The 12355-nt window shown below is 39.2% G+C and carries 14 protein-coding genes; 1 reads left to right on the top strand and 13 read right to left on the bottom strand.

Annotation, left to right across the window (positions count from 1 at the left end):
• Positions 1–11: 11 nt before the first annotated feature.
• The 7 genes from accB to fabT form a co-directional block, all read right to left on the bottom strand.
• Positions 12–491, bottom strand: coding sequence for an acetyl-CoA carboxylase biotin carboxyl carrier protein (accB, locus tag HZ311_RS12695; RefSeq protein ID WP_306795953.1), 480 nt, complete (start codon positions 489–491; stop codon positions 12–14).
• Between the two features lie 2 nt (positions 492–493).
• Positions 494–1729: a beta-ketoacyl-ACP synthase II gene (gene fabF, locus HZ311_RS12690; RefSeq protein WP_010735874.1), complete on the bottom strand. Its 1236-nt coding sequence runs from the start codon at positions 1727–1729 to the stop codon at positions 494–496.
• A 12-nt stretch (positions 1730–1741) separates the two neighbouring features.
• Positions 1742–2479, bottom strand: a complete 738-nt coding sequence (gene fabG / locus HZ311_RS12685) for a 3-oxoacyl-[acyl-carrier-protein] reductase (RefSeq protein WP_010735875.1) — start codon at positions 2477–2479, stop codon at positions 1742–1744.
• Positions 2480–2489: 10 nt separating this feature from the next.
• Positions 2490–3410 carry an ACP S-malonyltransferase gene (fabD, locus tag HZ311_RS12680; protein ID WP_010735876.1) on the bottom strand — a complete coding sequence of 307 codons (921 nt, stop codon included), beginning with the start codon at positions 3408–3410 and terminating at the stop codon, positions 2490–2492.
• A 109-nt stretch (positions 3411–3519) separates the two neighbouring features.
• On the bottom strand, positions 3520–3744 hold the full coding sequence (locus HZ311_RS12675) for an acyl carrier protein (RefSeq protein ID WP_010735877.1): 225 nt from the start codon (positions 3742–3744) through the stop codon (positions 3520–3522).
• A gap of 54 nt (positions 3745–3798) precedes the next feature.
• Complete coding sequence (locus tag HZ311_RS12670) at positions 3799–4761, bottom strand: beta-ketoacyl-ACP synthase III (protein WP_137072111.1); 963 nt, start codon at positions 4759–4761, stop codon at positions 3799–3801.
• A 9-nt stretch (positions 4762–4770) separates the two neighbouring features.
• A complete protein-coding gene (fabT, locus tag HZ311_RS12665; RefSeq protein ID WP_010735879.1) occupies positions 4771–5211 on the bottom strand; it encodes a fatty acid biosynthesis transcriptional regulator FabT in 441 nt (146 codons plus the stop codon).
• Positions 5212–5521: 310 nt separating this feature from the next.
• Between fabT and HZ311_RS12660 the strand changes: the two genes are divergently transcribed.
• Complete coding sequence (locus HZ311_RS12660) at positions 5522–6478, top strand: GIY-YIG nuclease family protein (RefSeq protein WP_023519407.1); 957 nt, start codon at positions 5522–5524, stop codon at positions 6476–6478.
• Between the two features lie 30 nt (positions 6479–6508).
• On the opposite strand, the gene HZ311_RS12655 is transcribed toward HZ311_RS12660, so the two are convergent.
• From HZ311_RS12655 to HZ311_RS12630, 6 genes are all read right to left on the bottom strand, one after another.
• A complete protein-coding gene (locus HZ311_RS12655) occupies positions 6509–6739 on the bottom strand; it encodes a YkuJ family protein (RefSeq protein WP_010735881.1) in 231 nt (76 codons plus the stop codon).
• Between the two features lie 85 nt (positions 6740–6824).
• Complete coding sequence (locus tag HZ311_RS12650; RefSeq protein ID WP_178946733.1) at positions 6825–7712, bottom strand: NAD(P)-dependent oxidoreductase; 888 nt, start codon at positions 7710–7712, stop codon at positions 6825–6827.
• Positions 7713–7799: 87 nt separating this feature from the next.
• Complete coding sequence (locus HZ311_RS12645; protein ID WP_010735883.1) at positions 7800–9023, bottom strand: glycosyltransferase family 4 protein; 1224 nt, start codon at positions 9021–9023, stop codon at positions 7800–7802.
• Between the two features lie 23 nt (positions 9024–9046).
• The gene (locus HZ311_RS12640; RefSeq protein WP_137072109.1) at positions 9047–10087 is read right to left on the bottom strand and encodes an LTA glycolipid anchor biosynthesis glycosyltransferase, IagA/BgsA family; all 1041 of its coding nucleotides are present in this window, start codon (positions 10085–10087) and stop codon (positions 9047–9049) included.
• A gap of 164 nt (positions 10088–10251) precedes the next feature.
• Entirely contained in the window at positions 10252–11979 is a 1728-nt protein-coding gene (gene ptsP / locus HZ311_RS12635; protein ID WP_019723966.1) for a phosphoenolpyruvate--protein phosphotransferase, read from the bottom strand.
• The gene (locus tag HZ311_RS12630; RefSeq protein ID WP_002287602.1) at positions 11979–12245 is read right to left on the bottom strand and encodes a phosphocarrier protein HPr; all 267 of its coding nucleotides are present in this window, start codon (positions 12243–12245) and stop codon (positions 11979–11981) included. The genes ptsP and HZ311_RS12630 overlap by 1 nt, the downstream gene beginning before the upstream one ends.
• Positions 12246–12355 lie beyond the last annotated feature (110 nt).

Genomic DNA, 12355 nt, shown 5'->3' with positions numbered 1-12355 from the left:
TTCTCCTTGGCTTAATTTGGTTGGATGATAAAGAGTGGTTGTCCGTATTCTACGACTTCTTCATTGTCGATCAAGATCGCAACGATCTCACCATCGACATCACTAGTTACTTCGTTCATCAATTTCATTGCTTCAATGATACAGATCACTTCACCCTTAGCGACTTTATCTCCTACTTTTTTGAATGCTGGTTTGTCAGGAGATGGTTGTAGATAGACGATTCCAACGATTGGTGATTTCACTTCAGTCCCATCAATTGTCGGCGCAACTGCTTCTGGTTGAACAGAATGGCTTTCTTCTTTTGGTAAAGCCGGTACAACTTGTTGAGGTTGTGGTTCAGAAGCACTCGTTGTTGGTACTGTTTGCCCCATTCCCCGACTCATTTCATTTTTATTCATATATAATTCAAATTGTCCGTCTTTCAAGTCAAATTCTGTTAAAGTTGACTGATCAAATTGACTGACTAATTCTTTGATTTCATGGATCTTCAACATTATTCCTCCCAGCGTTTCATACATAGTACAGCATTATGTCCACCAAATCCTAATGAATTACTCATGGCATAAGACAGTTCAGCTGGTTTACTTTCGTTGATCACAACGTTCAGATCGATTTCAGGATCTTGTTTTTCAACATTGATGTTTGGTGGAATAAACTGATGCTCTAACGCCATCAAAGTGGCAAGTGCCTCAATCCCACCTGCAGCACCTAATAAGTGACCAGTCATTGATTTCGTACTGCTGACATAGGTTTCTTTGAAAGAGTCTCCTAATGCGATTTGGATCGCTTTAGCTTCTGCTTGATCATTTGCAGGTGTACTTGTTCCGTGTGCGTTGATATAGCCCACTTCTTTTGCATCGATCCCGGCTTCTTCCATCGCCAATTTCATTGCTTTTGACGCACCAGAACCATCTGGTGTTGGAGCTGTCATATGGTAAGCATCACAATTTGAGCCGTAACCCACGACTTCACCATAAATTTTTGCGCCACGAGCTTGTGCATGCTCCAGTGATTCAAGGACTAATACTCCTGCCCCTTCACCCATGACAAAACCATTACGGTCTTCATCAAATGGCATCGAACCACGTTCAGGATCTGTCGATGTTGACAAAGCAGTCAATGCCGCAAATCCGGCGATCCCCATTTCACAGATTGTTGCTTCTGTTCCACCTGCAAGGATGATATCGGAATAACCATGTTTGATGTTGCGGAATGCTTCACCAATCGCATTCGTTCCACTGGCACAAGCGGTCACGATCGACGTACAAATTCCTTTCGCCCCTACACGCAACGCAATATTACCAGCTGCCATATTGGCGATCGACATTGGAACAAACATAGGTGATACGCGATTGGCCCCTTTGTCGTGCATGCGGATGACTTGGCTTTCGATTGTTGGTAAACCACCAATCCCAGAGCCAACGATAACACCAAAACGATCTTGGTTGATCGTTTCTTTTTCGATCCCACTCATCGTCAATGCTTCCATCGCAGCATAAATGCCATAGATCGAAAACATATCCATGCGTTTGCTATCTTTTTTTACAAAGTATTTATCAAAAGGAAAGTCTTTTACTTCACCTGCTAAAGTGATTCCTGTATCTGTTGCATCAAATTTTGTGATCGGTGCAATGCCATTCGTCCCAGCTTTTAAACTAGCTAAAAAACTATCTGCATCATTACCGATCGGTGAAGTGACTCCATAACCTGTAATTACTACTCGATTCATAAATTTTCCTCCCTATCCGTGCATGACCAATCCGCCGTCAACATTGATGACTTGACCTGTGATATACGAACTTTTCGCTAAGAACAATGCGGCTTCCGCAATATCTTCCACTTGGCCGAAACGTTGCATTGGAATTTGTTTTTCTGCTTGTTCTCTTACTTTTTCGGATAATACATCTGTCATATCTGTAGTGACAAACCCCGGAGCAATCACATTACATGTGATTCCTCGTGTGGCAACTTCTCTTGCCACAGATTTAGTAAAACCGACAACTCCTGCTTTACTTGCTGCATAATTGGCTTGACCCAAGTTACCGATCAATCCTGAAACACTTGAAAGATTGATGATCGCGCCTTCTCTTTTTTTCATCATTTTCTTTAACACGTGCTGTGTCATATTGAAAGTTCCTGTTAGATTGATATCCAAACATTTTTTGAAATCATCTGCATCCATACGTAAGACAAGTTTATCATTCGTAACTCCCGCATTATTCACCAAAATATCGACAGAACCCAGCTGCTGTTCTGCTTCTTTGATCATCTCTCCTGCTTTATCATAATCGGAGATATCACCTGAGATTCCTACACATTCAACCCCATGCGCTTTGATCGCATTGATTTTTTCGGCTGGGATCTCTCCACGACCATTTAAGAAGATGTTTGCGCCTGCTTTGGCAAAGGCTAAAGCGATTGCTTCACCAATTCCTCGTGTACTGCCTGTAATAAATACATTTTTTCCAGTTACGTCCATAACTTGCCTCCTATGACAATCGATTGATTGTTTCTTCAAATGTTTGTTGATTCTCCACACGTGCAACGGCGATCGACTTGTCAATTTTTTTCATAAAGCCACTTAATACTTTACCGGGACCGACTTCGACCACTTGGTCGATTCCTAAATCTTTAAGTTTTTCGATACTTTCGTAAAAACGAACGGGTTTCATGACTTGTTGTTCAAGTAAACCTAGGATTCTTTCTTTCGTCATGATCTCTGTCGTGGTGTTGCTGATCACAGGTATTTCAGGTTCTGAAAAAACGATCTTGCTTAGTTCCTCCGCTAATTGTCTAGCAGCAGGTTCTAAGATTGCTGTATGGAAAGGGCCACTTACATTGAGTGGGATCATTCGTTTGATCCCTTGTTCTTGTAATAGTGCTACCGCTTGATCCACTGCTTTTTCTTCGCCTCCGATGACGATTTGCTGGGGTGTATTGTAATTTGCAGGGGAAACGATCCCCATTTCTTCCGCCTGCTTACAACAGCTCTCGATAACATCTACCGGTGCATTCATCACAGCTACCATTTTCCCACTACCGATAGGTGCAGCGTCTGTCATAAACGTGCCTCTTTTTTCGACCAATGCGACTGCTTCACTAAAGGAGAGCGCACCACTGGCTACTAAAGCAGAATACTCACCTAAACTAAGCCCTAAAACGGCTTGAGGAGTGATCCCATGTTCTTTCAGCAAACGATAGAACGCAATGCTGACAGTTAAAATAGCTGGTTGCGTATAGATCGTTTGATCCAAACGTTCATTTGTTGAAAAACAAAGCTCCGCCATATCATAGCCTAAGATCTGACTAGCTTCATCAAAAGTCTGTTTCACGATGGGTTCATGGTAGAGGTCTTGACCCATTCCTTGGTATTGTGCACCTTGTCCGCTAAATAAAAATGCTGTTTTCATCATAGTCTCCAATTTATATTCAGGATAGATAGCTTTTTGTTTCATTTAAAAAAAGGCTAAGACATTCCTTTTTCGGAAAATGTCCCAGCCCCCAACCTAATCTTGATGATTATGCAGTTTGTTTTTCAACATAAGTGACTAAATCTTGAACTGTTTTGATGCCGTCTTCTGTTTCGATTTTCACATCAAATTCATCTTCGATCTCGTTGATGATTTGGAATAAATCCAAGCTATCTGCTTCAAGGTCTTCTTGGATGTTTGTCGTTAATTTGATTTCTTCTGTGTCTTTCCCTAATTCTTCCGCAATGATTTCTTGAATTTTTTCGAATACCATATGATAATTCCTCCGATATTGTTTCTTTATTTTATATTTTTTATTTTTATCAGTTTATAGTTCCATGAGGATACTTCCCCATGTCAATCCTCCACCATAACCTGTAAATACCACTTTTTGTTTTTGACCTAAGGTAATTTTTCCGCTTTCTATCGCTTCATCTAAAAGAATCGGGATGCTTGCTGCGGAAGTATTGCCATATTTATCCATGTTCGTTAGGAATTGCTCCTGGGGAATTTTTACCTTGCGAGCAATCTTTTCGATGATTCGTAAGTTCGCTTGATGCAAAAGCAGATAATCAACAGGTGTGTCTTGAATGAGTTCCTTGATGTTCATCGCGACGTCTCTTACAGCAAAGTCAAAAATATCCCGTCCAACCATTTTTAAATAGTAAGAACCTTCTGAATCTTTCGTGTATAAAGGCGATTGATTTGGTAGATAGCCAGAAGTAAGAGATTGCGCACGCGAACCATCTGCCGCTAGCGATTCTCTCAATAATTTTTGATCTGAGCCAGCTTCTAACAAAATCCCACCAGCACCATCACCAAACAAGACAGCGGTTGAACGATCCGTCCAATCGATCAGTTTAGATAATGTTTCGCCACCAATTACTAAACCTTTCATTGAGCCACAGCGAATCAGTTTCTCTGCAACACTCAAGGCATAAACAAATCCTGAACATGCGGCGCTGATATCAAAGGCGATTGCTTTGGTTGCGCCGATCCTTCCTTGAACTAAAGTTGCGACAGAAGGCGATGTATAATCAGGCGACATCGTAGCAACGATAATAAAATCGAGTTCCTTTGGATCGAGTTTTTTTTTCTTTAGTAATTTTTCGGCAACGAGGTAACACAAATCGGAAGTCTCCTGCTCGGTCACACAATGTCTCTCTTTGATTCCTGTACGGGATGAAATCCATTCATCCGAAGTGTCCATCATTTTTGAGAGATCATCGTTTGTGATGATTTTTTCCGGTAAGACACTTGCCGTTGCTGTGATCGTTCCAAATTGTTCCATTAAACTTCCTCACTTGTAATCTCGCAAGAAATCATGCAAGTTTTTCAATGCAGACAGCAAAGCTTGTTGTTCGTCGGTAGCCATACCATCCATAATGTTTTTGACCATTTCACGATGGAAATGCTGATGCACGCGGTAAAGTAACTTACCTTTTTTGGTCAACCCCAGCTTCACCACTCGTCGGTCGTCTTCACTACGGATACGCTCAACGTAGCCTTTCCTAACTAACTTGTTGATAGCAGTGGTCAAGGTCCCAACAGTAATCGACAGTTCTTTGGCTACTTCTGAAGTTGTCTTTTTCTTGTACATACCGATTGCCTCGATCGTATGCATCTCTGTAATCGACAGATCTTTGAATTGTGACTTTTTTAATTCGGATTCTTCGATCGTCAAAATATCATTGAAGACACTAACGAGATAATCATTTACTGTATTAAAATCAGGTTCCATGTTCCACCATCCACTAAAATTAGTTTGATTATCAAATCTTTTGATGTTCAAACTATATCTTAACTTTTTTCAAAATGCAACCTTTTAACTAGATTTTTTTGCATTATTAATTTTTTTTAATTTTAAATTTATGACAAAATGCTTTAATATCAACCTTTCAACCTCTAAAAATTAAAAATAAAAGAATAAAAAAATATTTTGATTATCAAAGTATCTCTATAATTTATTTATAAAATATAATCCCTTTTATTGTTCATTTTTTTAAATCTGTTATAATCTTTTTAGTTCAAATTCAATTAGGGGAGCGCTTATGCACTTAAAAGAGAAATTAAAAAACCTGCCTTTATTACCTGGTGTTTACTTGATGAAAAACAGCGATGGAAAAATTATTTATGTGGGGAAAGCTAAAAATTTAAAAAATCGCGTAAGTACGTATTTTCATCAAAATAAACAACACTCGAAAAAAGTCTTGCGCTTAGTTCGTTCGATTGCAGATTTTGAGATTGTTGTCGTTGATACTGAACTAGATGCCTTATTATTAGAGTGTCAATTGATCCAACACTATCGTCCTATCTACAATCGTCGGATGAATTATTTTGACAACTATAACTATTTACATATTCAATCCGATGGTCTTTTTCTCACGAATATTCCTACCGCAAGAACTTATGGCCCTTTTCGTCTTTATAAAAAAATGCCTAGTATCCTTCGAATCATCGAAGAAAACTATCAAATGCCTTGGCTTTCTGAAATCAGTCATTTGGCGTTACAAGTTCAACTTCCTGAAATGAAGGCATTGAGCTTTGATCAAAAAAAGAAAGAGATCCAAGGTCTATTGCAAGGAAGAAACAAGAAATTGTTAGGCTATTTAAAAAAACGACAATTACATTTTGTTAACCAGCTTAATTTTGAGAAGGCGGCTATTCTGCAACGAGATATCGAATTGATCACGTACTTTACTGGTCGGATACAAGAACAAAAAAAATTTTTGCGAACACCGAGAATCACATTGAGCATGCCGTTAGCTAACGATGAGACCAAGATCAAGCATTTCTTGGTTTCCTACGGACAAGTGGCTGATACAACGATCACAGAACCTGGACAAGCGCCTCATTTCTATTATGAAAAAGACAACAGGTTGTCACTCAAGCGACAACTGTCTCAAGAAGAAATCGATCCTGTTCAAATCTTGATCAGCTACCAACGTAAACTGGCAAAAGACGAACAGGAAACAAAAAAAGAGTCTGGAATCCAACGCATTGGTTGAATCCCAGGCTCTTTTAGCTAGCTCGAAATCTTATTGAATCAAATCATAGATCTCCATCGCAACGATATCGATATTGTCGAATTCGTATTGTTGATGTGTGTCTGTTTCAGTTAGTTCAAATGTTTCTGTCGCTTTATCATAAGTTACGGTGCATTTTTCTACGCCCTCTTTTTCAAAACGACGAACTTGCAGCTCATTGTCTGCTGATTCGACCATAGCCTCCAGTCGTTTAATGATTGCGACTAATTGTGAATGTGCCATCGGAGGTCCTCCTTTTCTTAGTTCTGTTATATTGTATCAAAAGCATCGTCGACTTGCATTGATTTTCTCCAAAAAAACTAGTTTTTTAGGATTTTTTTTTCGGCTGTCTGCCATCTTCCCACCAAAGCTTGATCAATGCTTGTATTCCATCGTTCTCAAAACCCTTTTCTGCTAACTTCTCATACAGCTTTCGGGCTTCTTTGGTCGCTGGTAAGTCCAACCCTACTTTTTCTGCTTCGGCTAAAGCAATCTTCAAATCTTTGATAAAATGTTTGACAAAAAATCCTGGTGTATAGTTCTCTTGTAAAATACGAGGTGCATAATTACTTAATGACCAGTTTGCCGCACTACCGCCTGAAAGCGTGGCAATCAATTTTTCTAAGTCTAAGTCAGCTTTCTGTGCATAAACAAGCATCTCTGTCATACCAGTCATTGTTCCGGCAATCATGATCTGGTTTGCCATTTTTGTATGTTGTCCTTTTCCAGCTGAACCATGTAATGTAAATGTTGTTCCAAACTCACGAAATAGTGGTAATACTTGCTCGTAGACATTCTCTTTTCCACCCACCATGATCGTTAAGGTGCCATTTTTTGCACCTAGATCGCCTCCTGATACAGGGGCATCTAAGGCATCCGCTCCAAGCTCTTGTGCGCTTGCTGCAATTTTTTCAGCAAGTGTTGGCGTACTTGTCGATAAATCTATGACTGTTTTTCCATTTATAGCTGCTTGGAAAATGCCTTTCTCACCATAATAGATTTCTTCCACATCTTGAGGATAGCCAACCATTGTAAAGATAACTTGGCTCATCTCAGCTACTTCTTGTGGACTATCTGCCCATACTGCCCCTTCTTCCATAAGTGGCGCAGCTTTTGCTTTCGTACGATTATAAACAGTCAGTTCGTGGCCAGCTTTTTGTAAATGACGAACAATCGCGCTTCCCATAACTCCTGTACCGATAAAACCAATTTTCATCTTTTGCCCTCCTAAACGATAAAATCCTTGTTTCTATGCTAGTATACGCTAGAAACAAGGATTTTTTTAGGATTATTCACTGTTTTTTTATCTTTTGAAAGAATTTAATTTAATTTTAATCCGTTCGATGGATGCTTCTTCTTCTTTTTTACGCATCTCTTCTTTGTAATACACAAGCATATCTTCATAAAATTCGATCATTGATTGACCAAAATGAGTAGCTGAGATCTCGTAAAGTTTCTTTTCAAACACTTCTGGATCTTTTTCAACTTTGCTTTCAATATAATCAATAAGTGCAGGTGCAAAGTCTTCATCTCGTTCAAATGTTCGGCCAAGGGAAGCATGATCAAATAAACGATTCAAATAATCATTTCCTTCAACTACACATGGTGTACCAGCCGCCATTGCTTCTGTATACGTCAATCCTTGTGTTTCTGATGTCGAAGCACACACAAAATAATCAGCCGCACGATAATAGAACGCGACGTCATTGTTATCGACTTCCCCAGTAAATTGAACCGCATCAGCTAAATCCAGCGACGTGATCAGTTCTTTTAGTTGCTCAACATAAGGTCCGTTTCCGACTATGACTAGTCGTGCATCTGGATAGTGTTTGATGACTTCTGGAAACCCTTGGATCAACGCTTGGATATTTTTTTCGTAAGAGATTCGACTTAAAGATAAAATCATCAAGCCGTTTTCTTTAACTCCTAATGAGGTACGTAATTCGTTGATTTGTTCTTGTGTAATTTCTGGACGTTTGAATTTTTCGATATCGATTCCTGTTGGTATCACTCGTAATGGCGCTGTCACCCCATAGCTTCGCAGTGTTTCGATCACACGCTCACTTGGGCAAACCACACCTGTCGTATGGTTCACAAATAGACGAGATAAGTATTTGACATGGGATTGTCGAATCACTTTCCCTTTTGCAATATAATGCAGGTAATCTTCATACATCGTGTGATACGTATGAATCGATGGGATCTTTAATTTTTTTGCGACCATCTTGCCAAGAACACCCGCTCCAAACTCAGTGTGCGTATGGATAAGATCTAACTCTAATTCTTTTGCCACTAAATAGGCGTACCACATTCCTCGTACCACTACTCGACGTTCTTTAAATGATACAAAAGGAACACTTGGCATACGAATTACATCTTTTTCTAACTTGTCTGCATTGGGATCTGTTGTCGTAAATATATACACGTCATGTCCCATTTTTTCGAGTTCTTCTTTTAATGTCTTGATCGATGTAGCTACACCACTTACCTGTGGAAAATAGGTATCGGTAAAAAAGCCGATTTTCATCTTTTTTCGCCTCCAAACTACCTTTATTTTGATTCTTGCATTTGTTCATCTGAAGAATCGGATGCCTTTAGCACTTGTTGATAAACGGATTGAAGTTGTTCACCAATTCTTTTGATACTTCGTTCTTCAGCCGTTTGATAGCCAGATTCAACTAAACTAGGTACTTCATGTTGAATGATTTTTTGAATGAGTTGTGAAAACTCTTCATTGTTTCGCCCCATATAACAATTTTTTTGATCTTCAAGCCAACCATCATAGACTGGAATATCACGTACTAACACATTTTGTTTACTTGCTAAAGCTTCCAGTACGACAATACCTTCCGTTTCTTCATAAGAAGGGAAAAAGAACAAATCCGCTCCTGAGTAAGCTCCTTCGATGATCTCTCCTCGAATATAGCCTGGAAAAATGACATTATCGGGATGATCTTCTTTCACGATTTTTCGGATATTACTTGGGATCGAATACATCGGCACATGACCAAACCAGATGAATGTATATTCCGGTAATTGTTTGGCTATTTCAACAAAATCAATGATTCCTTTTCTTGCAAAGAACAGTCCTACACAAATAATCACTTTTTGATCAGGTGAAAGATTGAAATACTCCCTGAATTTTTGTTCTTTGACAGAGTCTGGTTGGTACTTTTCCAAATCGATCCCATTGGAAATCGATTGAATAGGTAAATCAATGCCATAACTTTGCAATAATTTTTTTGAATATGGGGTTGGTGTAATCAAGTAATCTGCCTTTTCATACAATCCGACTAAATATTTTTTTACAAATGGTGCTAATTGATTCGAACCGATAAAGGAATTACGAAAATCCTCCTCCGTTGAATGCGCATGATAAATTATTTTTTTACCATTTTTACGCGCTTTGTTGACCATGTTGTGACTATTGATACCATATGTATTGATGTGCAAAATATCATAGTCTTCCTTACTATCTAAAGTATAGGAGATCCCTACATCTTTAAGCGCACGCTTTTGATGATCAAGTGCACGACCAATGCCGGACTTAGAAAGTATCTTCTCACTTTCAAAATATAATAATACCTTCATCTACGTTCCCCCTCACTCTTATATTATAACACAGCGTGAAAGCTGTCACTCAACCTTAAGTCCGATTTTTTCCCAACAAACTTGTAAGTTTGGACAGAATTTTATTTATTATTGCAAGAAGACAAAAAAACAGGCACAGCAAAATACTGTGCCTGTTCCAAAAATCAAGCTAGATATTCATTCACAAGTTCTACGACTTCTTCCATTGTGTCGCACTCGTTTAGGGCACGATCCGCTAGTTCAGCCATTTTGCTTGTATCTAAACGTTTCATCAAGCTACGTGTTTTTAAGATCGATGTTGCACTCATTGAGAACTCATCTAATCCCATACCTACTAGTAAAGGAACAGCCATTTGATCGCCGGCCATTTCTCCACACATACCAGCCCATTTACCTTCAGCATGTGCTGCATCAATGACGTTTTTGATCAAACGTAGAATTGATGGGTTGTATGGTTGATACAAGTAAGAAACACGTTCGTTCATACGGTCAGCTGCCATTGTGTATTGGATCAAGTCGTTTGTTCCTACTGAGAAGAAGTCTACTTCTTTAGCAAATTTGTCCGCAATAACGGCTGCAGCTGGAATCTCGATCATAATCCCTACTTGGATCGAATCAGAGACTTCAATGCCTTCATTTACTAATTTTTGTTTTTCTTCTTCAAAGATTGCTTTTGCACCACGGAATTCTTTTAGTGTAGCAACCATTGGGAACATGATACGCAAGTTTCCATGTACAGAGGCACGTAATAACGCACGCATTTGCGTACGGAACATATCGTCACCTTGTTCTGACAAGCTAATACGTAATGCACGGTATCCTAAGAAAGGATTCATTTCATGCGGCAATTGCAAGTATGGTAATTCTTTATCTCCACCGATATCCATTGTACGAACAACGACAGGTTTTCCTTCCATTCCTTCCAATACTGCTTTGTAAGCAACGTATTGGTCTTCTTCAGTAGGAAAATCTGGTGAATCCATATAAAGGAATTCAGTACGATAAAGTCCAACTGCTTCACCACCATTGTTGTGTACACCAACTAAATCTTTAGGTGTACCAATGTTGGCTGCTAATTCAAAGTGTTTGCCATCGGCAGTCACTGTCTCAGCATGTTTCAGTTTTTCCCATTCTGCTTTTTGTGCAGCATAATCTGCGCCGATTTTTTCAAATTCGGCTTTTTGTTCTGCTGTTGGTTCAATGACTACATCGCCTTCGATCCCATTAACAGCTAACATTACGCCTTCTTTGACCTTCGCAGTGATTTCCTTTGTTCCAACGATTGCTGGAATTTCAAGAGAACGAGCCATGATTGCAGAATGCGATGTACGTCCACCGATATCTGTTACAAAAGCTTTTACGAAGTTACGATCTAATTGAGCAGTGTCACTTGGCGTCAAATCATGCGCCACGACAACAACTTCTTCATTGATCATTGAAGGGTTTGGTAAAGTCACACCTAATAGATGTGCTAAAATACGTTTTGCAACGTCACGAATATCTGCTGCACGTTCTTGCATGTAAGCATTATCTTCCATTGCTTCGAACATACCGATATACATATCCGTTACTTCTTTAAGAGCTGATTCAGCATTTACACTGTTATCTTTGATGTTTTGTTTGATTTGACCTATCATTTCAGGATCTGAAAGAACCATTAAATGTGCGTCAAATACTTGCGCTTCTGCTTCACCTAAGCTTTGCGCTGCTTTTTCACGAATTTGTTGTAATTCTTCAGTTGATTTTGCTAAAGCATCATCTAAGCGAGCTTCTTCAGCTGAAGTATCCTCAACTGTCGTCTTACTGAATGATAAATCCGGTTGAACTAGCAGGTAAGCTTTTGCAACGGCTACTCCGTCACTAGCGGCGATCCCTTTTAGCATTTCAACCATTATTCAGATAAGCCTTCTTTCTTCATTGTTTCAACGATAGCTGCCATAGCGTCAGCTTCGTCAGCACCTTCAGCAGTGATAGTAACGTCAGAACCTTGACCTACACCTAAAGACATAACGCCCATGATAGATTTTAAGTTTACTGATTTACCTTTATACTCTAAGTTTACATCAGAGTTAAATTTGCTTGCTGTTTGTACTAATAGTGTAGCTGGACGTGCGTGGATCCCAGTTTCTGCTACTACGTGAAATTCTTTCTTTTCCATATTAATCGGTCTCCTTTAAGTGAGTGTTGTTTTTATGTGAGGGTTTTCTTTTTTAGCAATCCATGATAGAACTAATCAGATGAACCCTTTCATCTGTAAAGATTACCATT

It is taken from the genome of Enterococcus mundtii (genome assembly GCF_013394305.1).
Classification (GTDB): domain Bacteria; phylum Bacillota; class Bacilli; order Lactobacillales; family Enterococcaceae; genus Enterococcus_B; species Enterococcus_B pernyi.
This window is presented reverse-complemented; position numbering and strand designations above follow the sequence as displayed.

Coding starts and splice junctions, on each gene's coding strand:
- HZ311_RS12655 (WP_010735881.1), bottom strand. CDS start 6,739: ATGGCACATTCACAATTAGTCGCAATCATTAAACGACTGGAGGCTATG.
- HZ311_RS12630 (WP_002287602.1), bottom strand. CDS start 12,245: ATGGAAAAGAAAGAATTTCACGTAGTAGCAGAAACTGGGATCCACGCA.
- fabG (WP_010735875.1), bottom strand. CDS start 2,479: ATGGACGTAACTGGAAAAAATGTATTTATTACAGGCAGTACACGAGGA.
- fabF (WP_010735874.1), bottom strand. CDS start 1,729: ATGAATCGAGTAGTAATTACAGGTTATGGAGTCACTTCACCGATCGGT.
- HZ311_RS12675 (WP_010735877.1), bottom strand. CDS start 3,744: ATGGTATTCGAAAAAATTCAAGAAATCATTGCGGAAGAATTAGGGAAA.
- HZ311_RS12660 (WP_023519407.1), top strand. CDS start 5,522: ATGCACTTAAAAGAGAAATTAAAAAACCTGCCTTTATTACCTGGTGTT.
- fabT (WP_010735879.1), bottom strand. CDS start 5,211: ATGGAACCTGATTTTAATACAGTAAATGATTATCTCGTTAGTGTCTTC.
- HZ311_RS12650 (WP_178946733.1), bottom strand. CDS start 7,712: ATGAAAATTGGTTTTATCGGTACAGGAGTTATGGGAAGCGCGATTGTT.
- ptsP (WP_019723966.1), bottom strand. CDS start 11,979: ATGGTTGAAATGCTAAAAGGGATCGCCGCTAGTGACGGAGTAGCCGTT.
- HZ311_RS12640 (WP_137072109.1), bottom strand. CDS start 10,087: ATGAAGGTATTATTATATTTTGAAAGTGAGAAGATACTTTCTAAGTCC.
- HZ311_RS12670 (WP_137072111.1), bottom strand. CDS start 4,761: ATGGAACAATTTGGAACGATCACAGCAACGGCAAGTGTCTTACCGGAA.
- fabD (WP_010735876.1), bottom strand. CDS start 3,410: ATGAAAACAGCATTTTTATTTAGCGGACAAGGTGCACAATACCAAGGA.
- HZ311_RS12645 (WP_010735883.1), bottom strand. CDS start 9,023: ATGAAAATCGGCTTTTTTACCGATACCTATTTTCCACAGGTAAGTGGT.